Below are 26,660 nucleotides of genomic sequence, written 5' to 3' on the forward strand. Positions count from 1 at the left end.
TCAGGAAAGGGCAAGTTCCTTTCGGACCAGCGGAATTAGCTCGCTGCGCATCTTTTCTCGAAGCACCGCGAACACGGTATCAAGATCTTCAGACGGTCCCAGATCATAAGGATCGTCGTACGGATGGTGAATGGTCTTGCGCGCGCCCGGCAAGACCGGACAATTGACTTTGGCGCTGTCACAGACGGTGATAACTAAGTCAATGTCTTGCCCGACGAATTGGTTGACGCTCTTTGATTTGTGATGCGAGATATCTATTCCGATTTCTGCGAGGGCCTTTATTGTGTTGGGATGGACATAACTGGGGTGCGTGCCGGCAGAGTACACATCAACTTGATCTCCTAAAAAGTTTTGAAGGAGGCCCTCGGCCATTTGACTGCGCATCGAGTTGCCCGTACAAAGGACAAGGACCTTTGGCTTATGATTGGACGTCATTTTCTGATGAGTCTCTTTTCCGTGATTGGTGAGATGGGTTGATTGGCCGAGGCAAGCGAAGACATGATGAAGTCGCTGAACTGCACACCGGTGTCCTGTGTTTGCTGCGGCACGAAGCCCAGATATTGTTCGGCCTGAGATTTCAAGACATAGTCAATGGACACGCCGCGATAGTTTTGATCCGCGTCGACGGGCAATCCGTTTACGAGTACTTCAATGTCATTGGGCTCGCCGCTTTTTTCTGCGTATGAGATTTCGAGTCCGGACATTTGCAGGGTTTCAGACTTTCCGCCTATTTGCGCGCGCGCCTGTTGATTTGCGAACAGCAATATCTCCCTACCGCTGAGTTCGAAAGTCATTACGGAATTTGTGAACGGGAGCATCTCAACAATGTCAAGTTTGCGAATCGGGCCGGCAGGGATATCCTTGCGAATTCCTCCGGAATTTACCAACGCAATGTCCGTCTCATAGTGTTGACGGAGCAGATCACACAAGAGATTGCCAAGCGGACTGGTTGCGGCATATTCACGAGTCAAGTTTGAACTTGTAGTGGCAATAATCTCGCCGTATTCGCGGCTGATCTGATCCTCGTAGGTTTTGCAGTAATCTGAGATTTCGGAGTCGGGTGCGAATCGCGCAACATCAAGCTCAACCAGCTTGCCGTCAAAATCAGCCACTTTGTCGTGCTTTACGCGAAGTTTGAGGACTCCGAGGTTTTTGAGAAACGAACCGGCCTGTACGATAATGACACCATTCTCGACGAGCGGCTCCTTCAATCTGGTGTGGCTGTGCCCACCGACAATGACGTCGCAATTGGAAACGTGGCGCGCCAGATCGATGTCATTGTCAACGCCGTTGTGAGTGAGTAGAACGATCACGTCTGTGGCGGGATCAATTTCATCGATCATCGGCTGTGCTGCCGCCGCAGCATCGAGTACATTGAAATCTTCGATTGCATGTTGTGACACAACTCCTGCCAGATCGGTTAAGATGAGTCCAATTACTCCGATCTTCAGGCCGTCGCGTTCGATAATTCTGTATTCTGCACAAATAGCCTTGTGATCGGATTTCTCCTGGACGTTTGAGCACACCCAAGATACGTCGGTCGTCGCAAGAAAGTCACGAAGGTGTTCGGGGCCCAAATCGAATTCGTGGTTTCCCACTTCGATTGCATCGCACTTGCACAGCTTCAACATGTGAAGCAGTGCCGCGCCTTTGAGACCGTCCACCTCCATGTTGCAGATCGGATTTCCAGTCATTAAGTCCCCTGCGTCAAGATAGATCGTACGGTCGTCCGATTTGCGCACGCTATCAAGAGCACCTGACAAGACGGCAAATCCTCCTACCATGGCGGAATCTTGCCGCCACGCAGCCCGTTCAGCCGCAAAATGCCCATGAATATCATTGGTATGCATAATTGTCAGCGTGTTTGTTGAGGCGCAACCGACAATTAGAACGCAAAAGACTATCCAGATCTTCAATTTCCCTCCTTGTTTACAGCCACAATATACATCTGGCCAACTTCACTTTCAAGCCGAAAGTGTGCCCAAATGACCCGCAGTTAATGTAGATGAGAATTCTGTTAACCTGTCATGTGCGCTTCGCCAGTGCGATGGCTTGGTACACATTTCATCTTGCACGCGGGCTAATTCAGCAGGGACATGGCGTATTTCTCTTTGCCCAACGGAATTCCCCGCTTTCGCAAAGGGCGAAAACTGAAGGGATTTTCGGAGATTTTGACCGGAGATTCCACAGTTCCGACCCCCTTGAGATAGCACGGTCGGCGCGTGCCTTGGGTCGTGCAATTCGTGAGTTCGAACCGGACGTGCTTAATCCTCATTGCCCGCCGGGTCACGCGTACTTGGCATTTGTGAATAAAGGTCGTCTGCCCTTGATCCGGACTGTCGCAGAGCCTCGTTCACCGAAGGGCAACGCTATGAACAAGCTAATTCACGAGCGACGCACGGACGGCATGATCTACTCGACTGGGTCTTCTTTGCCGCGCTATGAACGAGTTTTCCTCTTTCAGAATACACTTCAGAGGGTCGTTCCTGCGGGGCTTGACCTAAGCATGTTCCCGCCCGTGGATCGCGGGACATTTCGAGAACAGCTTGCAATTCCCGAGCATGCGCTGTTTGCGGCGATTGTTGCCCGCATGAATCCTGAAAAAGGTCAAGAACTTCTCATTGATGCGCTTGCGATGTTGCCCGAGGAAACCCGGAAGCAGATGGTCATTTTGCTGACCGGTGACGACAACCAGCAGCGAACTGCCGCAGATTTGAAGCAATATGCCCGGTCTCGAAGTGTAGATGAGCACCTGCGTTTCCTGCCAAGACTGCCGGACATTCGGCCGTTATTGACGGAGATCGACTTGGGCATCATAACGTCGGTGCGCAGCGAGGCGGTGTGTCGAATCGCCCTTGAGTACATGGCTTATTCAAAACCCATCATCTCTACGGACGTCAACGTGTTGCCGGAGGTGGTCTACAACAATGTAAACGGGTGGGTTGTGTCATCCACAAATCCGCAGGAATTGGCCGACGCTCTCGTCTCAGCCCTTAAACACCGCCGAGATTTACCTGAATTCGGAAAGCGCGGGCGCGACTTGCTGAACGCTCAGTTTACGCTTGAGCAAATGACCTCGAAAACTTTGGATTTCTACCGCGAAGTTGAGACTCAACATGGCCAACGTAAGTAAGCTGCCCATATCACTTGTGGTGATTACGATGAACGAGGAAGAGAATCTCCGCCGTTGTCTTGCCGCGGCTTCGTTCTGTTCGGAGTTTGTCGTCGTTGATTCCGGCTCAACGGACGGTACTCTTGACGTCGCCGAACAATTCGGCGCACGGATCTTTCATCGGAAATGGAATGGGTACGGAGAACAAAAGAATTTTGGCTGCGAACAAGTGACTCACCCGTGGATACTTTGTATTGACGCGGACGAAGTTGTTACGGACGAGCTGGCCGAGAGCATTCGCATGGCCTTTGCGAGCGATCCGCAAGTCGATGGATTTGACATCAACCGTCACGGAGTTTACGCAGGGCGGTTGATAAATCACTCCGGTTGGTATCCCCAGTGGAGGACCTTTCTCTATCGAGCGGGTGCCGCGAAATGGGGGGGAATGGAACCACACGTGATTGTCGAATTCTCCGGTAAATCGAAGTCGAGGCTCAAAGGAGATTTGCTGCATTATACGTATAGAACGATTGATGAGCACCTTCGAAAGAACATCTCGTCGGCACGTGCTGCGGCGATTGCCATGAAAACCCTGGGGAAAAGAACCTCTGTCATTGATCTGTTGTTGCGGCCGCCCTGGGCGTGGTTTCGGTGTTTTGTAATGCAGCGTGGTTTCCTCGACGGATTCCACGGGTTAGTAATCGCAAACGGACAGGCAACTTATACATTCTTGAAGTATGCATACCTGCGTGAATTGTTGAACATCCGGAACTGAGATTCGACAGTGATGGGAACAATAAATGCTGACGGCAAGAGAATAGCAGCACTGCTCTTTCGCAGGATAGGGGATAGCTTGCTTGCCATTCCGGCATTACGGGCAATCAAACTAAAGTACCCAAATTCACACATATGTGTCCTAAGCGAGTCCCATGTCAAGCGCGTTTTTGAAGGACTCGAGTTTGTCGACCAAGTAGTCGACGTAGAAAGGTCACCCTCTGCGATTGCGCTCGGGACTGCTATCCGCAATCAGAAGGCAGATATTGCTCTTGATTTTCTCTCCGATCCGAGAACAGCGATTGCTTGTGCGCTGAGTCGTGCTCATACGAGAATTGGCTTTTCCAAGTCGGTGCGGCAGTTTCTTTATACCCATAGAATCGCTATCCAGAATCCCCGCACACCGGTTTACAGTGCTGTCCACAAACTTGAGTTTGCAAAAGCATTGAACGCAGCAAACGGTGATTGTCTTCCCGCTATTGCTCTCTCCGAGGAGAATGAGAAACACGCAAAAGAGAAAATGGGTGTTGAGGCGGCTAAAACTATCGCAATGTACGTCACAAGCCGCCGCGACTACAAGAGATGGCCGCTTGACCGCTATTCCGATATTTCGCGAAAACTGCGATCTGAAGGATTTCGAATAGCTGTCATTGCTGGACCGGGTGAAGCCGCAATAGCATCGGAGTTTTGCGCAAAAGCAAATTTGGCAGATGAGTCAATTGCGTCATTTCAAGATATAGGTGACATGGCGGCATTCCTGAAACTTTGTAATTGCTTCGTCGGCAATGATGGTGGGCCCAAGCATCTCGCAGTTGCAGTTGGTACACGCACGATCACGGTATTTCAAAATGACCCGTGGGAGTATTGGACGCCGCCGAATAGCCCGCAGCATATTGCTGTTGGAGGACCCAATGTATCGCCGGATATTGCCGAAGTGTGGCAAGCGATAAAGAGACTGCTAATCGATAGCAATGTCTGATCCCCGCCGCATACTTGTGTTTCGCAATGGTTCAATCGGAAACACTCTAGCTGCTGTCCCGGCACTCAGATGTCTGCGTGAAAGTTTTTCCTCAGCCCAAATTGCAGTTCTCGTGGATCCGGTAGGTAAAGAACTTCTTGCAAACCTCCCCTATTTTGATCGGCTGATAGTTTACGACAGAAAAGGCAGAGACCGCGGGGCATTCGGCTACCTACGCACGTTACGGCAAATTAGAAGTTTCGCTCCAGATACGGCAATCCTTCTGAAACGGTTCTTTCGCAACGGTCTGCTGGCCCGGCTTGGAGGTGCACAACAACGCGTCGGGTTCGAAACAAACCAAAAGGCGCCGCTACTGAACCTGACGATTCCCTACGACGAATCGGTTCACGTCACAGAGCTTGACCTCCGGCTCGTCCGAAAGATCGGCGCTGCAGCCGATGTGCCGTTTTTGCCTGAGATAAAGGTTCTAGAGTGTGAACGTAAAGAAGCAGAATGTATTCTTGCCGAGTCCGGCGTACAAAGTGAATTTACCGTAGCACATTTTGGCGGATATACAAGTGGTGCCGATTTTGTCAGCACGGAATGCCGCAGAGATCTGTTGCGAACCTTAGTCCGGAATAAAGACGTAGTAATAATCGGAAGCGGTGAAAGTGAAGGGAGTCGGGCACAAAAACTTGCCAATGAACTTGACAACGCAGTTGCATTGACGGACATCCCGCTTCGATTGACAATGGCGGTAATTTCGATGGCGACGGCATTTATCGGAACGAACAGCGGTCCGATGCACATTGCTTCGGCGGCGCAAGTTCCCGGAATCGCTCTGTTTCGAAGAGACGATAGGTACGAAATAGAAAAAGTCAAATGGCGACCAAAATACGAAGGCATTCGAGTTGTGCCGGTCATCATGAATGAGCCTGCATGTGATACCGTAATGCGAAGTCAAGCCGCGTGGTTGCCCGAGCTGTGAAAATGGAATTCGGCATCGCGATTCCCGCGTACAAAGACGCAGCAAGACTGCGACGTTGCCTTGACTCAGTAAAGAAGATCGATGCCGGTTGGCTCTCAAACGTGACAGTTGTTGATGACAGCGGAGATGGTCAAGTTGCCGATGCGTTGACAAAAGAATTCCCGACCGTAAAGTGGATCGTTCACGATCGGAATCAGGGATTTGCCGCAGCGGCGAACCACGCCGTATTGGGTTGCTCAGTTGAATGGGTGTTGCTGCTCAATGACGATTCCGAGTTAATAGAAGATGTTAGGGATTCCTTACGGAAACTTCTTCAGAACGAGATGTTGTTCGCGGTATCGCTCCAATCGGTTGATGTCGACGGTAACCGGCGCGAAGGCGCTAAGCGGTTGATCTGGAGCTTTGGAATAGCAAAAATCCTGCACAACGCCAAAGATCAGTTACAACTGATAGACGGCGTATCTGAAACTTCGTATGCAGTGGGAGGGCATGCTCTATTCTCCCGCAAGTTGTTTGAGTCGCTTGGAGGGTTTGACGCGGCCTTTCATCCGTTTTACTGGGAAGACGTTGATCTCAGTCAAAGAGCAAGACATGAAGGTTACGACGTTTTGTACTGTGAAAACGCGCGCGTGCTGCACCATACTACCGGTGCCATTCGTTCATCGGCCAATGCAGATAAGATTCGCGAAGCAACGTGGCGCAACAGGCTATTGTTTTCAAGACGATATGCGAGCGGGTTCCAAAAATTTCTTCAGCCGATAGGGTTGCTGTGGCAGAAAGCAGTCGCAGTGGTTACTCGGGATCACGTTTTAGAGAACGCATTGGCAGAATTTGAGAACACGATTTGAAGCACGAATGTCCTTAACGAGGGAGTAAAATGGATCATCCGCACGAACATACGAAAAAGGTGTTTCGCCCCTACGTATCCGCTGAGACGACGATGGCGGAGTCGACCTTGCGAGCACTCATTCTCGGAGCCGTCTTGGGAATGGTCTTTACCGCGGCGAACGCCTATTTGGGTTTGTACGTCGGAATGACAGTTAGTGCCTCGATACCGGCGGCGGTGATGTCGATGTTCATCCTGAGAAAGATATTCAAAGGCGGAACGATTCTCGAAAATAACATCGTTCAAACGGTTGCTTCATCAGGCGAGTCGCTTGCGGCGGGAATTATCTTCACGATTCCGGCATTCTACATCTGGAGTGCGGCGGGGCGTGACGTAGAAATCCCAAGTCTTTCAACGATAGCCTACATTTCCCTTATTGGCGGCGCGCTCGGCATCTTGATGATGATTCCGCTTCGCCGCATGCTGATTCGCGACGAACATGAGACACTTCCGTACCCAGAAGGCACAGCCTGTGCAGAAGTCCTGTTGGCCGGTGAGCGCGGCGGCGCACACGCACAGAAAGTATTTTGGGGTTTATTTGCGGGTGCAGGATATAAACTCCTGACAGGAGCGGCAATTATTCGGGAGAATTTGACATACGTCTTCCGTACGCCTTCCCGGGCTTACTTAGGAATCGATGCAATCCCCGCGCTGGTCGGCGTAGGATACATCATCGGTTTGCGTGTGTCGGCGATCATGCTGGCGGGTGGTTTGTTGAGTTCGATGGTCCTCGTGCCCGTAATTGCTTTCTTTGGGGAGTCGGCTATCAAGCCAATCTTCCCGGTGACGGACGCTCTGATTTCCGCCATGGACAGCGAGACGATCCGATCCCAATATGTTCGCTACATCGGAGCCGGCGCAGTGACGATGGGCGGGATACTAAGCCTATTGAAAGCTCTGCCTTCACTGTTTCGCTCACTGACAAAAATGCGCGGAAGAAGTGCCGCCGCCGCGACCTCTGAAAGAACGGATGATGACCTTCCGCCGCGGTTCGTCCTTGCGGGAACGGCGATTGTATCGCTGTTGTCGTGGCTTCTTGCGCCCCATGTCCCGGCTGTCATACCGCTTATCGCCGTGTTTGGGTTCATTTTTGTGATGGTTGCGTCGCGAATCGTTGGCCTTGTGGGATCCTCATCCAATCCCGTTAGTGGCATGACGATCGCTACTCTGCTTGGTACCACGTTGTTGTTCTCTGCCTTCGGAATCGGTGGCATCGAAGGAATGGCGGCAGCTTTGATGGTCGGTGCCGTAGTCTGTGTCGCAATTTGCATGGCCGGTGATATTTCGCAGGATCTGAAGACCGGCTTCATTCTTGGTGCGACTCCCCGCAAACAACAGATATCAGAGTTCGTCGGTGTCATTGCAGGTGTCGTCGTCGTCGGATGGGTGGTTCACTTGTTGGGAAGCACCTACGGCTTCGTTCAGGACGCGGCGCATCCGAACGCCTTGCAAGCGCCGCAGGCAAACTTGATGGCGATATTGATTGAAGGCGTCATGGACGGCAAACTGCAATGGAGCTTAATATTCTTTGGGATGTTTATTGCGGCCATTGTCGAGTTGTTTGGAGTGACGTCGCTCGCTTTTGCCGTAGGATTGTACTTGCCTGTCGGTCTATCAGTCGGTATCATGTCGGGAGCGCTAATTAAGCATTTTGCCAGTCAGAGAAACGAACTTTCAGAGGCCGAAGACGGAGGCGTGCTGTTTAGCTCAGGTCTAATTGCGGGTGAAGCACTCGTCGGGATTGCACTCGCTCTCTTTGCGACAGTCGGCTTTTCCCTTGAAGCCTTCGGCGGGATACTCGGAACAATGGAACTTCCGATAACCATCATTGCATACGGCATTCTGCTTTTCGCGCTGTGGCGCTCCGTGAAGTAATTTCAAGCTGGAGCAAAATTGAACGGCTCGTCATATGACGAGCCGTTTTCATTTAAGCGGAACCTGCAAGCGACAATAGATCATTTGATTCGAGAAACTCCGTGGAACCCCCTCTCCACTTTAGTTGTCCCTGCCTAAGGATATGCACATTTCCGGGAGCTGTTTCGATCAATTCAAGGTCATGTGTAACCACGATACAGCATGACCCGTCTTGGCACGTTTCACGCAGCCAGTCTGCCAATACCGTGGCATTCCGTTCGTCCAATCCAAGCGTCGGCTCATCGAGTACGATCACCTCGCGGCTCCGCGCGCATTGCAGGGCCGTGGCTACGACACGCCGTTGGGCAAACGATAGGGAAGTTGGAGGAATATCCGAAAGAGACTCGATATCAATTGAGAATCTCGAAACTAAATCTTTAGCGAAGAGTCGCAATTCAGGGTCTTTCAGACTGTCAAACTCTTCTCTTATAGAGTCAAATAAGAACAGTAGTTCCGGGAATTGCAGGACCAGCGACGGGTAGAAATCACTCCCGAATTCGATACTTCCTGCCGTTGGCTGAAGAATCCTCCCAACTAAATGCGCCAGTGTGCTCTTGCCGCTTCCCGATTCTCCAACAAGATAGAGCAGCTCACCTGAGCGAAATTCGCAATTGACGTTTCGCAATACCGGGACGTCCGGCAAATATTGAAAGTCCAAATTGCGAATACGGATCAGCGGTAGGTTCCCATCATTCATGGCTGACCGTACGGCAAAAGTACGCCGTCCTTTAGTACAAAAGCCTTCATGTCCGCCGGAAGTTCAGAGGGACGACTGACCGCCCAAATTGTCGCTGACTTCACAGAACCAAAAAAAAACGCGCGAAACTCGCGGCGGGATTTGCCGTCCAAATATGAATCCACTTCATCCAGCAGCAAGAGTTCAGGAGCACGGGCAAGTGAAGCGGCCAGTACGACTTTCTGCTGTTGACCGCCGGAGAGTGCATGCGGTGCCCGATCAGCAAGTTCACTAAGGTCAAAGCGCGCGAGGATATCGTTCGCCTGAGTGTTGAGGTTGACATTGCTCGTGCCGTTAAGTTTCAGCGTGTACTCGACTTCTTCGCGAACGGTCCCACAAACGAGTTGTTGTCTGGGAACTTGAAACAAAAAGGCCGGATTGGATTTTCCTGTGTAGTCGACTGTGCCCGAACGCGGTTTCAACAACCCGGCTGCGACTCGCAGCAAAGTGGTCTTTCCGGCTCCGTTGCTGCTGACAACCGCAATCCGCTCGCCCTGTTCTACCGTTAGCGAAACAGAGCGCAAAACATCCGGTTTCGCACCATAACCCGCGCGGATACGGTCAAGAACGAGGAGCGACACGGTCAGCCAACACGAAGTCAAGAATCTTGTCAACAGTCCCCGAACGATGTCGCACAAAGTTCTTTACGGAGGAATCATCCGGTTTGTCCAGCAGGTCAATGGCCCCAGATGCCAAGTCGTCCGGAGCCTCAACAACTCGCAAGAGGTGCTCGTCGCGCGCGTCCTGCGCTTCACGCGACACGTCGATGCTAGGTCCGCATATCACCTTCAGACCATGTGCCATCGGTTCTAATACGCTATGCACACCGCGGCCAAAACCGCCTCCGACATAAGCGAGTTTTCCGTAGCGGTAGAGGTCCGCAAGGACACCCTTTTCATTGACAATCAACACGTCTGCCTCGCAGCAGTTGCCGCGGATCTCACTGTGGGACAAACCGCACTCTTCCGCGCGAGTTTGAATTCTCTGAAGCGCCGCATCCGACGGATCATGCGGTACGACCAACATTTGCAGGGACGGATGTTGTTTGCGAATGTTGTTTAGACTTGAAAGCAATATCTCTTCGTCACGTTCATGCGTGCTGCCGCAGACGACAAAAGCTCTGTTTCGAAGGCCCGTGTCAAGCTCCGGAAAAGGAGCACGCCCCATTTGCGCCCGCCACCAAACGCGGTCGAATCTTGAATCACCGACTGCATCGACGAAGCACTCAGATCCTACAATATGCCGGGCACGCTGCGCGTCCGTTTCAGACACAGTGAGGATACCTTTCAATTTGGAGTAGATGGATCTGTGTATTCCACGGAGTAGTGGCCATGACTTAAGTGAACCCTCGTGAAAGTTCCCGTTGATAAGCCAAACAGATACTCCGAGATTTCCGGATTGCCAAACGAGATTTGGCCAAACGTCGTGCTTGCTGATCATCACGGCTTCCGGTCTAAGCGCCTGCAAGAATTCCCTGACCGCACGCCGGGAGTCAAACGGGCTGTAGTCGGCGAAAGAAAACTCGTTTTCTCCAAGCACGGTAAGCGCTGACGGCGAAAAGAACGTGACACACGGCAGATAGCCGCGTGCCCGGCAGGCCGCGGCGAGCGGCTTCACACCTTCGAGTTCTCCCGCTGACGCACAATGAAAAAGCACGACTCGTGCATCAGGATTCCGCAGTCTGAATTCTCGTACATGACCTTGCAACAAATGCCGCCCGCGCAGACCTTCCCGCAGTTTGGGCGAGAATACCGCGGCAACATGCGCTCCAACCGAGAGCACGGGATAGCCAATCCCGTTGTACAGCAGACTTGTCAGAGAGTAATTACTCATGGTCGTGCCGGCTGGAAACTTCTCGTAAGGCTTGCATGACATTATCTGGTGTGGTCAGCCGCATGCAGTTGTGGTGGTGCAACGGACATTTGTCTGCCCCGAAGGCCGAACAGGGCCGACAAGCGAGCTGTTGCTGCAATACAATCGAGCGGCCACGAAATGGAAAGAACCCAAATTCTTCGACGGTCGGGCCGAACAACGCGACCGTGCGTGCGCCGACGCCCGTCGCAAGGTGCATGAGCCCCGAATCATGGCAAACAACAGCAGCCGAGCTCTTCATCAATGCACCGATGTGCGCAAGAGGAGCATCAATCCACACTTCGCCATCACCGGCAATTTCCCGGCACACCTCCGCTTCTGATTGTACACCACACACAACCAATGTAAATCCAGACTCTTTAATCGATTCTGCCAGCGTTTTCCAATTTTCCTTGGGCCATTTCTTCGTTGCGTGCTTGGCGCCGGGGCAGAGGATAACGAGATTTTTTCTCGTAGTGTCAGGGTCGGTGTCGATGTTAACCAATTCCAGACCGAGTCCGTCGTCTTTTGCGCCGAACGTATCTACCGAATCGACGTACCTAAGCGGTACAGGAAGTACTTTTTTGTAATAGTTCTTTTTGAAACGAATAAGCAGCCAGCGCCTGAATCGATAACGTGAGGCTTTTGACCACAGGAGCGGAAAACAAAATGTGCGCAAGAAAGCACTGCGCAAACTGTTCTGCAAATCAACAATAATCTCGTACCGTCGAGAAAGCAAACGGCGCAGCCTAAGCAGGCCGCGCCATCCTTCATTTTTGTTGAAGACTATGATTTGGTCGATTCCGGGAAGGAGCTTGGCAGCTTCCTCAAACTGGCTCGCAACCAAGAAGTCGATTCTTGCCTCTGGAAACCTGTTACGGAGTGCGCGCATCGTCGGCGCACAAAGAAGAACGTCTCCCAAAGAAGACAGGCGAATGACAAGAATGCTGCCCGAATCGGACAAGGTTAGTTCAGGGTCTTAATCCTGTCCTTGAGGGAGCCTTCGGCCGCAAGGGAATAATTTGGTTTGCTCCCGCTTACACGAACGCTGCCCATCAACTCCGCTTTTCCCTTGTCGTCGAGCTTGCTGCCGTCGCCATCCACAAGCATGGCATACGCGAGAGCATAGGCCGTCGCACAATCTTTCGCCATCGCCACCATACCACCGTCCGGTAAATCTCCGGTTCGTGGATCAACAACCAGTCTGTATCCGTTCGCATCGCGAGCTTCCGCAGGCAAATACGCAAGCCCTCCTTGGCCCATGGAAACGCACGCCCAAGCGCTGTCGCCGGGCTGGCCGGAACTTAGCATCACCTCGACATTTTGCTGGTTCATGGGCATGCCGACGACTCGAACGGCGTATGGGGTTCTTATTTCAAATGCATTGAAACCCATCTGGTTCAGCTTCTCCGCGGCGCGGTCAATCGCCCAGGCGTCGGCATACCCTCGTGCGTCAAACCGCATCATGGGTTTGGAGAGTAGAATCGCCTTGCCGGCGACGAACATTCCACCAGTCTTAATCAAAGAAAGAGCGCTGTCAAGATCTGCCTGAGAAGGTTTCACGGGTTTGCCGCTCGCCAGCCATGCGTCAAGCAGTGGTCCGTAACGTAGATCAAATGCCTCCCCCGTCATGTCGTTGAGTTGCAGTGCGCGCATCAGCATCGCATAGACAGTTGTATCGACAGGGACGGATTCTTTGCCTGCACCGCCAGCGATCTTTTCAAGCTGGTTCTCCGGGCCGGGCGCGACCGTGGTCTTTTCGTAAGCGCCAAGCATGGAAAAAGCTGCATCGAACGCGGGTTTTAGGTTTTCAGGTTTCGCATCCTTCATGAAGATTGACACAGTTACGGGCACTCCGAAAACTGTGCGTGTTTCACTTGGGAAATTCTCTTCGGCCTTCTTGCAGCCGACAGCCAAGATTAAGGCGGCGAAAAGGGAAATGGTTACGAAATGGCGCATGGCGGCACTCTATCTAAGTGAATTGAATGTTATTAGTACTTCCGGCGATTCTTGATTTCTCTGTCAAGCTCACGTTTCGCTTGTTGCTCTTCTTTTGTAACGCGTTTGTCGTACTCGCGTTTTCCCTGAACAACGGCCAGCTCAACTTTGAGATATTGCCCCTTGAAGTAAACTTGAAGAGGAACCAAGGTGTAGCCTTTTTCCAGAACTTGCCGCTGAATCTTCCGAATTTCACTGCGGTTCAAAAGCAATTTGCGCACGCGGCGCTCGTCGACTTCAGTGTATCCGCGGTTCCGGTAGGCGCTGATGCCCATGGAATAGAGGAGGACTTCGCCTTCATGTACGCGCGCAAAGGCATCACGAAGATTGACATGTCCCTCTCGGACGGACTTGACCTCCGTTCCGAGAAGTGAAATGCCTGCTTCATAAGTCTGGATGACATGGTAGTCATGCCGGGCTTTGCGATTTTGCGCGACAACCTTCACGGTTTCGTTGGCCTCCATGACCCGCTAAAGTAACAAAAAATCAGAGGAAAGGCAAGAGTCCAACCGCGAACTGGCTTGACAAATCGGCCCGAAATGCTTATAATTTCGGTTCCTCCGCAGGAGTGGTGGAATTGGTAGACTCGCTAGTTTCAGGTACTAGTGTCCTTCGGGACGTGCGGGTTCGAGTCCCGCCTCCTGCACCAGCCAGCGTGGACGCTGGATCCGTTGCGCTTCGCAGAGGAGTGAGTTGTGATACGCGCTTCCGATGCAGCCAGTTGTCCGTGATATGCGCCTCAGCACTCAGGGGCCACCTGCCGGGGTGGCCTCTTTTGTTTTTGTAAATTCTAAATTTGCGCCCATAGCTCAACTGGATAGAGCATCAGCCTTCTAAGCTGAGGGTTCCGCGTTCGAGTCGCGGTGGGCGCACAACTAGCCATCGAGAATACTTGACCCAGCGCGCTTCGTGGGGGCCGGGCACCTGTGGTTAGGGTTCCAAAGAGGTCAAAAGTTAGATTTTTCTTTGATGTTACCTTAGTTTATCTGAGCAAATTCTCTAAAATGCAAAAAGACAGCCATTTAGGCTGTCTTTTTATCGCGGAGCCGCTGAACGGACTCGAACCGTTGACCTGCTGATTACGAATCAGCTGCTCTACCAGCTGAGCTACAGCGGCTTGCGTTTTTAAGGAAACCGAACTATACTAATTCCAAAGGTTTTTGTCAAGCTGTTGTAATGACCCTTCCGGCAGAATTTTTTGCCCGTCCGACGCTGGAAATCGCCCCTGATTTGGTTGGGTGCCTGATCGAGTACAGATCATGCCTCGTGCGAATCGTTGAAGTTGAGGCATATACCGATGACGAGGCATCGCACGGATTTCGCAGAACGCCGCGATCGGCGATTATGCATGACTCATTCGGCCATGTTTACGTCTACCGCAGCTATGGGGTTCATTTCTGCCTGAACTTCACGACAGACAAACGAATGAGCGGAGCTGTGCTGATCAGAGCAGCGGAAGCTATCAAAGGGATAGGAGCGATGCGGCGGAGAAGAGGGGACGTGAAACTTGCGGACCTCTGCCGCGGGCCGGGAAACTTGACGCTTGCTCTGGGGATTGACCTGTCGCTGAATGAAAGCAGAGTCGGCGAGAAGCTGATAGTCCATGACGGGCGAGCAACTGCTGTCAAAAGCTCAACACGCATCGGACTCAGCAAAGCGAAAGATCACCAGTGGCGCTTCTTTGATCCTGACAGCAATTGTGTAAGCGGAACGAAAGCGCTAAACAATTCGGCGAAATTGCTACTTAACCGGTAGCTCAAACAAATCCGAGTAATCCGGTTTCTTTGGCATATTTTCCGGCGGAACCGGGGGAATTTCGGGCGGCGCCATCGCTTCCAGTTCGTCCAGCGGAATGTAGTAACTCTTTAGCCCTTCCGTACAGTTCCGGCACATCTCTTCGACTCTCCCGTGCCGGATTAGCTGCGTTCTGAACTTATCGTATTTCTCGCCGTGCCAGATATCTTTGAAGTCCTGCTTGAGCACATTTCCCATCAGGAAGTCTTCGTTTTTGTCAAAGCAGCAGGGGACGACGTTGCCGTTCCAGTCGATCATCGTAGAGAACCAGAGCCGTTTGCAAGATTGGTAACGTCGCTTGGTTTCCCATCTTTGTCCCTGTCGTTCGTATCTGCGCAGCTCTTCCAAATCCGGCAGGTACTGTGCAGCTTGTTCCTCCGAATAAACTTGCGCCGTTTTGATCTCGACCGTGTCCGCGCCCCATTCTTTTGCTTTTGCACGCAGGTAGGGAATCTCATGTTGGTTGTGTTTCATCGGAAGCCACTGCATGATCATCTTCGGCGACTTGCTGCCGCGGGCGTCACGCTGCTTTCGAAATTCCTTCATGTTCTCTACTACGACTTCAAGCTCGCCGCCGACGCGGTAAATTTTGTAGCTGTCAGGAGTGAGACCGTCGATTGAGAAGACAAGCTCCGAAAGTCCCGCATCCAGCAACCGTGGAATCAGATTGCGCCGGTGCAACAGCGTTCCGTTTGTCGAGACCATTGTATAGATGCCGCGTTTGTTCGCTTCTGCAATCATCTCGGGCAACTTGTCGTTAATCGTTGGCTCACCCTGATTCCAAAGCGCGACGACCTTTACATACCGACCCACATTATCGAGAATCTTCTTGAAGTTCTCAATGGACATCACTCCGAGGTCACGAGTCAATTCGCGCGCACCGATCGGGCACAACGGACACTGCAAATTGCAGCGGCTGATGGGTTCGATCATAATGCTGATCGGATAGCCCCAAACGAGAGGTCGTTTGAATACGTGCGACAGCGCATAGCTGCTCGAAAGAGCAGCGAGGTTAACGATAAAATCAGGCCGAAGTGAAAGTCCGCGTGGAATCATTAGTCCTTCTACTGTTGATGAGGACAATCTAAAAGGTTTTCTAATACATGCAACGTCTTCTGGCAACAATTCTGGTTCTGCTGTTTACTGCAGTCTATTGCTTTGCGGAAGTCGCCGCTGTGGATACCGCAAAGACACCGGAAATCGAAGCTGTAAAGCCACTTGCCGGTGCACCTGTCGTTTTCCGCGGCGACACGCTAATAGACTTGTTTGCCAGCGTAGGCCCTTACGACGCTAAGCAGCGCGCGGCGAACTTGGTGGATCGGCTGGAGCGTTTCGCACCTCTCCCCGGCGAACTTGCCGAAGTTGACGTGGAGACGGGAAAGAGTTTTTCGACGCTAAGCGTGGACGGCAAACGAATAGGTATTATCGCGCCGGGCGACGCGGCCGCCTTAGGAATCTCGACGGATGAGCTTGCCGCTGAATTCTCGGAAGCCATACAGATTGCATACTCGAAACCCCGAATCGTACAAATCCCCCCGGTAACCCTTCGAGAAATTTTGTATGCGCTGCTGGCAACGTCAGTTCTTTTCTTTATGCTTAGAATTTTGTTCGCGCTGTACCCGTTTGCCGTGCGGGGTGTGGTTAGGTTGCGGACAACCAAGACCGTCGGAATACGAATTCTAAATGTCGAGCTTCTTTCGGCGGAACGAATCGGCGGTTTCGCGTACGCACTGCTTCGCATAGTTCGGGTTGTAAGTGTAATCGTATTGTTCTTTGTATATATTGTCATCGTGCTGAGCCAGTTTCCGGGCACTGCAGGATATGCGACCCAGCTTGTTCACTACCTTCGTGAACCGGCCGTGGAGATTGCTCAGGGGATCGTCGAGTACATCCCTAACTTCTTCGCGCTTGCCGTGGTCGGAGCGTTTCTCTTGTTCGCGGTCAGGGTGCTCCGCCGTATTGCCATGGAAATCAGTCTTGATCGCATGAGGCTTCCGGGGTTCTATCCTGATTGGGCGATGCCGACATTCAAGCTGATTCGCGCACTTTTGTTCCTATTGGCAATCGTCGTCGCCTATCCGTTCTTGCCCGGGTCGGACTCGCCTGCATTCAAAGCAGTGTCCGTGTTTATCGGTGTTCTGCTGTCGCTCGGTTCCACATCCGCAGTTTCCAATATGGTTGCAGGGATTGTGTTGACGTACATGAGGCCGTATCGAATTGGTGATCGTGTGCAAATCGCTGAAACAATCGGCGATGTTGTCGAAAAGACGCTCCTGGTGACGCGTTTGCAGACTCTGAAAATGGAAGACGTGACAATTCCGAATGCTTCGATTCTCGGTCACCACATTGTCAACTTTAGCACCAAAGAGCACAGTGAAGGTATCCTTCTGCACACCACGGTAACAATCGGGTATGACGCGCCGTGGCGCAAAGTGCATGAACTGTTGCTTGGCGCGGCTCGAGAAACAGACGGTGTTTCTGAGTCGCCTTCACCGTTTGTGCTTCAAAAGGCGTTGAACGACTACTCTGTCGCGTACGAATTGAATGCGCACACGGAATATCCCTCCCGGATGATGGAGTTGTACTCGGCGCTTCATTGCGCGATTCAAGATAAGTTCAACGAGGCCGGAATCGAGATTATGTCGCCGACGTACGCGGCGCTGCGGGACGGCAATCGCGCAGCAATGCCTGACGATTCACTGCCGCCCGACTACAAAGCGCCCGTATTTCGAGTCAGCCGCGAAGAGTGAGCATTCGGAGGTGTCCATGAGGCGAAGCGTTAAACTGTTTCTTGGGGTATGTTGCCTGCTTGCCACAATTGTAGTCTTCTTCGCGACGCATACTTATAATATCAAAAAAGGCGAACGAGGACCGTTTCCTTCCGATTGGTTCATGCTTCAGCGTACATGGCCAGAACCGTACCTTGATGCTCAAAAAGTTCTGAACGGCGCCCGAGAAGCAGCGCGCTTTCGCCAAGAGAGGTTAGATGAAGATCCGACATGGGTACAGCGTGGGCCGACCAACATCGGAGGACGAATTACGGATATAGTGGGGCATCCGACTGATGACAACGTTCATTACATGGCGAGTGCCAGCGGCGGAGTCCTTAAGTCAACGGACGCAGGAGCTAACTGGTTCCCGATAACAGATGATTTGCCGACGCCGTCAATCGGTGCGCTGGCCATCGACCCCGTAAATCCTAATACACTCTATTGTGGAACCGGTGAAGCGAACTCCGCGGGATTCAGTTATTTTGGTTCTGGACTCTACAAAACTGTCGACGGTGGCGCGACATGGCAACTGAGCGGACTTGCAGACAGCAGGTTTATTGCAAGAGTCGTGGTTCATCCTGAAGCGCCTACCAACGTATGGGCCGCGTCGATGGGCGAACTTTTCATTACGGGCGGCCAAAGGGGAATTTACTTCAGCGGCGACGCGGGACAAACGTGGGAGCGCAGACTTTTTGTCAATGACTCCACGGGCGCCAGTGACGTGGTTGTTCATCCCGCTAATCCCGACATTGTCTACGCCGGAATGTGGCAGAGGATTCGTGGTCCCGAAGACCGTCGCGCCGGTGGACGCGGCACTGGAATCTATAAGTCAATCAATCGCGGTGAAACGTGGGTGCGTCTTTCAGCCGGACTTCCTCCTATTGGCGATGATGTAGGTCGAGTCGGCTTGGCGATTTCGCAGTCCAATCCGAATGTTCTTTATGCCTGTTTTGCCGACCATCCGGGATACATGCTTGGCGTGTATAAAACCGTGGACGGAGGCGAGAACTGGACGCGAACTAACGATAGCGTTCTCGAGAGCATGTATTCAAATTTTGGCTGGTACTTCGGCAATATCCGCGTGCGGCCAGACGACGAAAACGTCGTGTTTGTGTTGGGAGTGAGCTTGAATCGCTCAAGTAACGGCGGAGCCAGTTGGACAGAAATAGGGGAAGATGTTCACGTCGATCACCATGCTCTGTGGTTCGATCCGCAGCAGCCGTTCAGGTTTTTGCTTGGCAACGACGGGGGCTGCTATCGTACAATCAACAACGGCACCAGCTTCGAGAGTCTGAATAATTTTCCGGCAATCCAGTTTTATGCGGCCACATACGATTCGCAGGAGCCGCAACGACTGTACGGAGGCACGCAGGACAACGGAACTCTGCGCACGATGTCCGGCCAACCGAACGACTTCGAGCGCATTTACGGCGGGGACGGCTTTTACACGCTCGTTGATCCGAACGACAACGACTACGTGTATGCAGAATACCAGTATGGGGGACTCGGCAAGAGTTCAAACGGCGGACAAACGTTCTTTTGGGCGACAGATGGAATTGACGGAAACGAACGAACGAATTGGTCGACTCCCGTTGTCTTTGACCCTTCGAATTCCCAAATCATGTATTATGGCGCGGAGCGTTTATATCAATCAATAAACCGCGCGGAATTCTGGACGGCCATTAGTCCTGATTTGACGGACGGTGGCGGATCCGGAAATTTGAGCTTTGGTACCATCACGACGATCGGCGTGTCTCCCGCGAACTCAAATGTTATCTACGCAGGAACAGACGACGCAAACTTGTGGGTTACGACAAACGGCGGAGTTACGTGGGAGAGACGGGACAGCAGTTTGCCTGAGCGCTGGATTACTCGCGTAACTCCTCACCCGAGCAATCCCAATGAAGTCTGTGTAACGATATCCGGCTTCCGAAATGCTGAACAAGAGGCGCAGCTTTTCATTTCAAGCGATCAAGGGGCGCACTGGACTCCACTGGGAACGACTCTTCCTGATGTCCCTTTGAACGACATGGAGTACGACCCTGAATTCCCTTCAAGAATGTATGTCGCTTCAGACTTCGGTGTATTTTGGTCTCAGGATCGCGGACAGCATTGGTCAGTCCTTGGCCGAGGATTGCCTCCCGTTCCGACGCTCGAAGTTGTCTTGGATGACCCGGGGCGCCGGTTGATTGCCGCAACTTATGGGCGATCCTTCTTGACTTTGCCGCTCGACTCACTCGATCCGAATCATGCGCCCGAAATCTTGGCGCTGTCGCCTGAGCCGGATGAAAGCGGTTTTGTTGTCGCACGAGCGACGTCGGAGTTTTCACTCTCTGTAACTGCAAATGACGTCGACGGAGACGCGCTTTCCTATTTGTGGCGGAAGGGTGAGACCGTTCTATCAAGTCAACCGTCGGCGAACGCGGTCGTGGATTCCGGATATCAGGTTTTTAGGATATCCGTCAGTGATGGAGAGCTTGCGACCGTAGACTCAATAGAAGTCATCGGGGTCGACACAATCGACGCGGTCGACAGTCGCCCTTCATTGGTCGAGGAGTTTACGATCAGTGCCTATCCAAATCCGTTCAATGGCGAAGTTCGGATCGCGTACTCGATTCAAAGCAATACAGACGTAAGGATCAGCATCTACTCGCTAACGGGCCAGGAAGTAGCGAGACTTCAGGATGGACGCGCGAGTGCGGGAGTTCACGAACTAACTTGGCAGCCCACAAGGGTTGCTACGGGCACATACTTCGCGGAACTACGCGGGGACAATTTCGCGGTAAGAACAAAAATAATTTACCTTAAATGAACAGAGTTTTTATATATGCAGTGGCGGCATTGCAAATGTGTATCGTCGGGCTGACTTCCGCGCAAGATACGATTCGGTGCATGACCTACAACGGGTTGAACTTTTCGGGGTCGAGCACGGACAGGCTTGACGAGTTGCAAGTTGTCATGCGGTCAGCAATGCCGGATGTGCTTGTGATGCAGGAGATCATAGACCAATCCGCAGTCAATAATATTCTGAACCAGGTTTTCAGACCAATGGATCCGGATTGGCAAGCGGCAAACTTCATCAACGGCCCGGATACGGACAACGCCTGCTTCTATCTCTCCTCTCGAGTTACGTTGGTCAGCCAGAGACAGATTTCTACGACCCTGCGCGACTTTTCAGAGTATGTTTTGACAAGTGCCGCGCTGGGCGAACAGGTTTTTCGCATGTACTCTGGGCATCTGAAAGCCTCCGACGGCGCTGACAATGCAGAGCGCCGCAGACAAGAAGCTGAAGTTCTTAGAGGGCAGCTCGATCAATTGCCGGACAACTCGCTTTTTATGTTCTGCGGAGATTTCAATTTATACACGTCATTTGAGCCTGCATATCAACTATTGCTTGCTCTCGGGGACAATCCACAGGGAAGACTCTTAGACCCGATCAACAGGCCGGGCGCATGGAACAACAGTGTTTCATTTGCGGATATTCATACGCAATCGCCGCGAACGACGTCGTTCGGCGGCGGAGCGACCGGCGGTATGGATGACCGCTTCGATTTTATTCTCGCGTCCGCGGCGTGGATGGACACGACCGGATCTTATTTGTTACCGAGTACATACAAGGCCTACGGAAACGACGGACAGCATTTCAATTTGGCGATAAATAATGGCACAAATACCGCCGTGCCTGACAGTGTCGCTGATGCGCTGCACGATTTTTCCGACCATCTTCCCGTCCTTGTGGATGTGGTCCTTCGCGATGAAACGAGTCCTGTCACTCCGCTTCCGCCGGTCGCGGAATCCCCGCTCCTGCTGCATTGCTTTCCCAATCCGTTTAATTCGCGAATCACAATCGACGTTGGAACGTCTTCGCTTGCCGGTGAACTCAGGGTTTTTGACGTCCTCGGCCGCACGGTTTCGCTTGTGCCGATTCCGCAGTACGGGATTCAACTGCACTCGCTTGATTTCACATCACAAGCATCCGGAACATATTTCGTGGTTCTGCGCCGCGGCAGCGAAGCCGTCACCAACCGCATTATTCTGCAGAAGTAGCCTCGCGTGAGTTTTCCTGTTGTAGCAATTGTCGGTAGACCCAACGTCGGAAAGTCGACGATTTTTAATCGCATGACACGAACAAATCGCGCCATCACGGCTCCCGAGCCGGGCGTGACACGCGACCGACATGTCGGCTCGGTGGAGTTTGAAGGCAGTGAGTTCCTGATTATGGATACCGGCGGATGGGTGCCGCGCTCTGAAGAGCTGTTTGACGTTGCTATTCGTGAGCAGGTTACATTTGCTCTTGAAGAGTGCGACGTGATCCTGTTTGTGGCGGATGCGCAAACCGGACTGACCGACATCGATCTTGAAATCGCGCAGATGCTGAAACGGTCCAAACATCCGGTTTTGCTTGCCATTAACAAAGCGGACAATTTCAATATTGAAGCCGAAATCCCTGAGTTCTACAAATTGGGACTCGGCGATCCGCACCCATTAAGCGCGGTACAGGGCTATGGTTTTGGAGATCTGCTCGAGAAGATCAGGGATGCGTTGCCTGAGACTGGCAATAAAACCGTTGAGAGGCCCCGCCCACTCGTAGCAGTGTTGGGAAGACCCAATGTCGGAAAATCCTCATTGGTCAATGCACTGCTCGGGGAGGAACGGCATATGGTCACGGACATCGCAGGTACAACTCGGGATTCCATTGACAGCGTAGTGAGATACTACAAACAGCCTTTGACACTTGTTGACACAGCTGGACTGCGCCGTAAGACCAAAGTAAAAGAGGCGCTCGAGTTTTACACGACGGTTCGCACCCAAAAAGCACTTAAGGAATGCGACGTCGCCGTAATCCTTGTGGAAGCGCAAGAAGGGCTATTGTCTCAGGATGTCAAGATCATTCAAGAGGCGGTGACATACGGAAAGGGAATCGTCCTCTGTTTGAACAAATGGGACTTAGTGGAAAAGGACGAGCGCACGGCGGGGTTGATCGCAGAGGAAATCGACGAGCGACTTTCAAATATCAGCTTTATCGAAAAGCTGTTTATTTCCGCAAAAGACAAGCAGCGCGTGCACAAAGTGCTTGAAGTTGCTTTCAGGGTCTACGAGGAGCGTCAAAAGAGAATATCGACCGGAGAGTTGAATCGCTTTCTCGAACAACTTATGGAGCGCCAGCCGCCACCTGCCGTGAAAGGGCACGACTTGCGGCTTTCGTACATCACTCAGGCCGATGCGGATCCGCCGACGTTTATTCTATTCTCACGATGGGCGAAGTTGATTCCTGAGAACTACCAACTGTTTCTTGAGCGTCGCATCCGCGAGCAATACGGTTTTCAAGGCGTGCCGATTAGATTGTTCTTCAGAGGCAAAAAAACGTGAAAGCCGCTTCGGCTCAAGTTGTCATCCCGGGAGTCGAGGGCCAGTTTTCCTATCTTGTGCCGCGCGAATTGTCTTCAACAGTCCTGCGCGGCACACGCGTCTTGGTGCCTTTTCGATCTCGCCGTGTAACGGGCTTTGTCGTTGCCGTGAATGAGCTCGCAGTGCCTGAGGCAACTCGCTCCATTGAGCAGCTGCTTGATGACTCACCTGCATTTTCCGAAGAGTTGCTCGATTTCACGAAGTGGATCTCCGATTACTATCTTTGTACGTGGGGTGATGCGCTGCGGGCGGCCTTGCCGGCAGGCTTGGATGCCGAAGACCAATTCAGATTCAGTCTAACGGACAAATACTCGGAGCAGCTCGATCTGGGAACGGAAGGCTATTCGCGAGAAGTCGCCGAGCTTTTGGACGCCCTTGAAGAAAGTCCCCTAAGCGCGCGTCAAATCAAAACGCGATTTGGAATCGATCCGGACGGCTCTGAAATAAAGCGACTGAAACAAAGCGGACAGATAGAATATAAGCCATTTCTGCGCGGTCCGCGTACAGGCGAATTAGTCGAGAATATTCTGGAACTCACAGTTCAGGCCCGGGACGGACTTGCCGACGAAAGTCTGTGGACATTTGTGTCGACCCGCAGCGCGCAGAGAATTGTACGGGAACTGTACGACGGACCGGCCGACGGCGTGCCGCGCCGGCATTTCATGCGCGGAGCAAGCAAGCAGCGCCGCCAAGCTCTCGAAGAACTCGTTGTCAAGGGATTTGTTCACGAGCGCAGAGAGGTTCTGTCTCGGTGGAAGCCGGACGAACTTCCGCAGTTGGCGGAAGAACCCGACTTGCCGTTGACCGTACATCAGGCGCTTGCTGTCGCTGCCATTTCTGCGTCGCTCGATGAAAAAAAATACACGGGTTTTCTTCTGCACGGAGTAACGGGGTCAGGAAAAACGCGCGTCTATATCGAGGCGATTAAACAAGCATTATCAGTCGGACGCACTGCCTTGGTGCTCGTTCCGGAGATATCTTTGACTCCGGTGTTGTGGGGGCGGTTCCGCTCCGTGTTTGGCGACCTCGTTGCCATTCAGCACAGCGGCCAGCCAATGAGTGTTCGTTATGACATTTGGCGGAGCATTGCCCGCGGGGAATACAAAGTCGTGATCGGCGCGCGCTCGGCCGTTTTTGCGCCACTCGCAAACCTCGGTCTCGTCGTTGTTGACGAAGAACATGATTCGTCTTACAAACAAACCGAGGGCATACCACGGTATTCCGCTCGAGACGCAGGCGTATTCCGCGCCGCACAGTGCGGAGCCGTGGCGGTCTTAGGAAGCGCAACGCCGTCGCTCGAGAGTTTGTTTGCCGTAGAGCAAAATCGATTGGCCTTGCTCTCGCTTCCCGAACGCGCAACGGGTGCTTCGCTGCCTGCGGTCGAGTTGGTTTTGCCGACGGACCTTGAAGAAAATCTCGAGGACGAACAAGGCGAAGAAAAGGCTGAAACCCGGGTCGCATATCCGCATGTCTTGTCCGGGCGGACATACGACGCAATCTCAGAGATACTGTTGCGCGGAAAGCAAGCGATTGTTCTGCAGAATCGTCGCGGCTTTGCGCCTTTTCTAATCTGTCGCCATTGCGGCAAGCTGTTCGAGTGTCCCAACTGTTCGGTCTCGTTGACCTTTCACCGGCCCGGCAGAATTCTCCGATGTCACTACTGCCACCACCGGGATGACGCGCCTGATCTTTGCCCGTCGTGCGGGTCTGATGACCTTCATCTCTGCGGCAGCGGAACACAAAGAGTCGCAGAGGAGCTTGCGGAGAAATTTCCTGATGCGCGGATTGCCCGGATGGATTCGGACGCCATGGCCAAAATGGGAGCGCATGGCGAATTGATGATGTCTTTTGCCCGCAAGGAATACGATTTGCTTGTGGGAACGCAGATGGTAGCAAAGGGGCTCGACTTTCCGGATGTTGAACTTGCTGTCGTGGCCGACGCGGACACTGAGCTCTTTTATCCTGATTTTCGGGCCGGAGAGCGCGGAGCAAGTCTGCTGCTGCAACTCAGCGGACGTGCCGGGCGAGCGTCGTCAACGGGAAAAGTAATTTTGCAGACACGCTCTCACGAACATCCGGCAATCTTCGCGGCAACGCATGGGCAGTGGCTGGATTTTGCGCGCGAAGAACTTGAGCATCGAAAGCGCGGTGGATTTCCTCCCTTTAGCCGGGTTGTCATGCTGCGTGCAATCGGACAGGATGAGTCTGACGTTGCTCGCGCAATGCTGTATTGCAAGAGAATTCTCGAAAACAAAAAGTACATTGAGTTGCTCGGCCCGTCGCCTTGCGCAGTCGTAAAGATTCGCAATCGAATTCGCTATCAACTGCTGGTGCGCACGGCAAAGACCAGTGACCCCACGGGTGCTGTCCTGCGGGGGAGTGTCCGCAATCTGTTTGAAGAGCATGGAAACTCGGATGAGCTTCGCCGAGTGCAATGGGAAGTAGATGTTGATCCTGCGAATACTGCTTAGCATTCTCCTGATTTGCGCCGCTGTTTGGGCGCAATCGTCGCGCGAGTCGGATTATCTGACCCGCGACTACGGCAAGATTGCGATTACTTACTGTCCCGAGGATTCAAGTCTTGTAGACCCCCTTTCTCGAGACCTTTTCCAGAGATTGCCGGTCATCTCGTCGCGCCTCCACTTATCCGTTCCCCAGACCATGCGCTTCGTGATCACGCCATCTGCCGACGAGTGGTTTCGAGTCACAAGCGGAAGTCCACTGTGGGCGAATGGAGTTGCCTATCCCGGACATGGAGTCGCGGTTCTGAAATCTCCGCGCTTCAACATGAATGGCGGCCCGCTTGCCGAGACTGCCGCGCATGAAATGACGCACCTCTTGTTGGATACCGGTGCCGAAGGTGGAATTCCGCGGTGGTTAGACGAGGGCGTGGCGCAGTTCATGGCCGGTCAACAGGAATTCATGGACGTCCACGTCTTGGCCCGGGCGGCCGCATCGGGCCGCTTGATGAGCTTTTGGGATATTCAGGGTCTCTTGGCCATGAATACCAGCGACGCACGACAAGGCTACGCTCAGTCGCTTGCGGCGGTGCAAGACCTCTGGGCTCGTTACGGAGATTCGGGAATTGCCAACCTCATTCACGAGCTGCGGGAGGGGCGGGATATTGATAAGGCTTTCCCGACCCTGTTTGGCATGCCTCTCGGGCAATTCGAGCGCGAGCACTTTGCCGATCTACGGGAGCATTACGGAGGCTCGATTTGGTCTGACGGAGAGTTGTGGATATCCCTTTTGTTTGTTATTCTGGTATTATCGGCCGGAACTTTCGCCTATCTTCGGCGTCGCAGGACACTTGACAAATGGCGCCGGGAACAACTGCACGTCGACACCTCCTCGCCAGCCGGTGAGGTACCCTATACAGTGAATTACAGTATCGTGCGCAACCGCCAAAACGATGACGACGAAAATGGCCCGCCGCACGATCGCCCTGTCCCCGGAAACTAATTGTGGA

22 protein-coding genes and 3 tRNA genes are annotated in these 26,660 nt (G+C 52.7%); 15 read left to right on the plus strand and 10 right to left on the minus strand.

What is annotated here, in order from left to right:
- Positions 1–435 (minus strand): arsenate reductase ArsC, encoded by a 435-nt coding sequence (locus H6507_03155; GenBank protein MCB9368097.1) that lies wholly within the window; start codon positions 433–435, stop codon positions 1–3.
- Entirely contained in the window at positions 432–1,850 is a 1,419-nt protein-coding gene (locus H6507_03160) for a bifunctional metallophosphatase/5'-nucleotidase (GenBank protein ID MCB9368098.1), read from the minus strand. Before H6507_03160 ends, H6507_03155 begins: the two co-directional genes overlap by 4 nt.
- 155 nt (positions 1,851–2,005) lie before the next feature.
- Here H6507_03160 and H6507_03165 point away from each other — a divergent pair, with 155 nt between their 5' ends.
- Genes H6507_03165 through H6507_03190 form a run of 6 tightly spaced genes read left to right on the plus strand, consistent with a single transcriptional unit; the run spans position 2,006 to position 8,593 of the window.
- Positions 2,006–3,133 carry a glycosyltransferase family 4 protein gene (locus H6507_03165; protein ID MCB9368099.1) on the plus strand — a complete coding sequence of 376 codons (1,128 nt, stop codon included), beginning with the start codon at positions 2,006–2,008 and terminating at the stop codon, positions 3,131–3,133.
- Positions 3,117–3,887: a glycosyltransferase family 2 protein gene (locus H6507_03170; protein MCB9368100.1), complete on the plus strand. Its 771-nt coding sequence runs from the start codon at positions 3,117–3,119 to the stop codon at positions 3,885–3,887. Before H6507_03165 ends, H6507_03170 begins: the two co-directional genes overlap by 17 nt.
- A gap of 12 nt (positions 3,888–3,899) precedes the next feature.
- The gene (locus tag H6507_03175; protein MCB9368101.1) at positions 3,900–4,865 is read left to right on the plus strand and encodes a glycosyltransferase family 9 protein; all 966 of its coding nucleotides are present in this window, start codon (positions 3,900–3,902) and stop codon (positions 4,863–4,865) included.
- Positions 4,858–5,832 (plus strand): glycosyltransferase family 9 protein, encoded by a 975-nt coding sequence (locus tag H6507_03180; GenBank protein ID MCB9368102.1) that lies wholly within the window; start codon positions 4,858–4,860, stop codon positions 5,830–5,832. The genes H6507_03175 and H6507_03180 overlap by 8 nt, the downstream gene beginning before the upstream one ends.
- Positions 5,833–5,834: 2 nt before the next feature.
- Entirely contained in the window at positions 5,835–6,680 is an 846-nt protein-coding gene (locus H6507_03185; protein MCB9368103.1) for a glycosyltransferase, read from the plus strand.
- Positions 6,681–6,709: 29 nt separating this feature from the next.
- Positions 6,710–8,593 (plus strand): oligopeptide transporter, OPT family, encoded by a 1,884-nt coding sequence (locus H6507_03190; protein MCB9368104.1) that lies wholly within the window; start codon positions 6,710–6,712, stop codon positions 8,591–8,593.
- 52 nt (positions 8,594–8,645) lie between these two features.
- Here H6507_03190 and H6507_03195 read toward each other — a convergent pair whose 3' ends face one another.
- The 6 genes from H6507_03195 to smpB form a co-directional block, all read right to left on the minus strand.
- Entirely contained in the window at positions 8,646–9,329 is a 684-nt protein-coding gene (locus H6507_03195; GenBank protein ID MCB9368105.1) for an energy-coupling factor ABC transporter ATP-binding protein, read from the minus strand.
- A complete protein-coding gene (locus H6507_03200) occupies positions 9,326–9,949 on the minus strand; it encodes an ABC transporter ATP-binding protein (protein MCB9368106.1) in 624 nt (207 codons plus the stop codon). The genes H6507_03195 and H6507_03200 overlap by 4 nt, the downstream gene beginning before the upstream one ends.
- On the minus strand, positions 9,930–11,201 hold the full coding sequence (locus tag H6507_03205; protein MCB9368107.1) for a hypothetical protein: 1,272 nt from the start codon (positions 11,199–11,201) through the stop codon (positions 9,930–9,932). The genes H6507_03200 and H6507_03205 overlap by 20 nt, the downstream gene beginning before the upstream one ends.
- Positions 11,194–12,111: a glycosyltransferase family 9 protein gene (locus H6507_03210; protein ID MCB9368108.1), complete on the minus strand. Its 918-nt coding sequence runs from the start codon at positions 12,109–12,111 to the stop codon at positions 11,194–11,196. The genes H6507_03205 and H6507_03210 overlap by 8 nt, the downstream gene beginning before the upstream one ends.
- Before the next feature lie 74 nt (positions 12,112–12,185).
- On the minus strand, positions 12,186–13,178 hold the full coding sequence (locus H6507_03215) for an FAD:protein FMN transferase (GenBank protein ID MCB9368109.1): 993 nt from the start codon (positions 13,176–13,178) through the stop codon (positions 12,186–12,188).
- Between the two features lie 32 nt (positions 13,179–13,210).
- The gene (smpB, locus tag H6507_03220) at positions 13,211–13,681 is read right to left on the minus strand and encodes an SsrA-binding protein SmpB (protein MCB9368110.1); all 471 of its coding nucleotides are present in this window, start codon (positions 13,679–13,681) and stop codon (positions 13,211–13,213) included.
- Between the two features lie 98 nt (positions 13,682–13,779).
- On the opposite strand from smpB, the gene H6507_03225 reads away from it, so the two are divergent.
- Positions 13,780–13,866, plus strand: a tRNA-Leu gene (locus tag H6507_03225).
- A 149-nt stretch (positions 13,867–14,015) separates the two neighbouring features.
- A tRNA-Arg gene (locus H6507_03230) sits at positions 14,016–14,089 on the plus strand.
- 172 nt (positions 14,090–14,261) lie between these two features.
- Here the strand turns inward: H6507_03230 and H6507_03235 are convergent.
- Positions 14,262–14,334: transfer RNA gene (locus tag H6507_03235), tRNA-Thr, on the minus strand.
- A 59-nt stretch (positions 14,335–14,393) separates the two neighbouring features.
- On the opposite strand from H6507_03235, the gene H6507_03240 reads away from it, so the two are divergent.
- The gene (locus tag H6507_03240) at positions 14,394–14,972 is read left to right on the plus strand and encodes a DNA-3-methyladenine glycosylase (protein MCB9368111.1); all 579 of its coding nucleotides are present in this window, start codon (positions 14,394–14,396) and stop codon (positions 14,970–14,972) included.
- Here the strand turns inward: H6507_03240 and H6507_03245 are convergent.
- Positions 14,958–16,067, minus strand: coding sequence for an SPASM domain-containing protein (locus tag H6507_03245; protein MCB9368112.1), 1,110 nt, complete (start codon positions 16,065–16,067; stop codon positions 14,958–14,960). The genes H6507_03240 and H6507_03245 overlap by 15 nt on opposite strands.
- Positions 16,068–16,114: 47 nt before the next feature.
- Between H6507_03245 and H6507_03250 the strand changes: the two genes are divergently transcribed.
- The 6 genes from H6507_03250 to H6507_03275 are packed head-to-tail and all read left to right on the plus strand — an operon-like array spanning position 16,115 to position 26,653.
- Positions 16,115–17,761, plus strand: coding sequence for a mechanosensitive ion channel (locus H6507_03250; protein MCB9368113.1), 1,647 nt, complete (start codon positions 16,115–16,117; stop codon positions 17,759–17,761).
- A gap of 16 nt (positions 17,762–17,777) precedes the next feature.
- On the plus strand, positions 17,778–20,594 hold the full coding sequence (locus H6507_03255) for a T9SS type A sorting domain-containing protein (protein ID MCB9368114.1): 2,817 nt from the start codon (positions 17,778–17,780) through the stop codon (positions 20,592–20,594).
- Positions 20,591–21,829: a T9SS type A sorting domain-containing protein gene (locus H6507_03260; protein MCB9368115.1), complete on the plus strand. Its 1,239-nt coding sequence runs from the start codon at positions 20,591–20,593 to the stop codon at positions 21,827–21,829. The genes H6507_03255 and H6507_03260 overlap by 4 nt, the downstream gene beginning before the upstream one ends.
- Before the next feature lie 6 nt (positions 21,830–21,835).
- On the plus strand, positions 21,836–23,152 hold the full coding sequence (der, locus tag H6507_03265; GenBank protein ID MCB9368116.1) for a ribosome biogenesis GTPase Der: 1,317 nt from the start codon (positions 21,836–21,838) through the stop codon (positions 23,150–23,152).
- Positions 23,149–25,662, plus strand: a complete 2,514-nt coding sequence (gene priA / locus H6507_03270) for a primosomal protein N' (protein MCB9368117.1) — start codon at positions 23,149–23,151, stop codon at positions 25,660–25,662. Before der ends, priA begins: the two co-directional genes overlap by 4 nt.
- A complete protein-coding gene (locus H6507_03275; protein MCB9368118.1) occupies positions 25,637–26,653 on the plus strand; it encodes a hypothetical protein in 1,017 nt (338 codons plus the stop codon). Before priA ends, H6507_03275 begins: the two co-directional genes overlap by 26 nt.
- Positions 26,654–26,660 lie beyond the last annotated feature (7 nt).

The organism is Calditrichota bacterium (assembly GCA_020637445.1).
Taxonomy (GTDB): domain Bacteria; phylum Electryoneota; class RPQS01; order RPQS01; family RPQS01; genus JABWCQ01.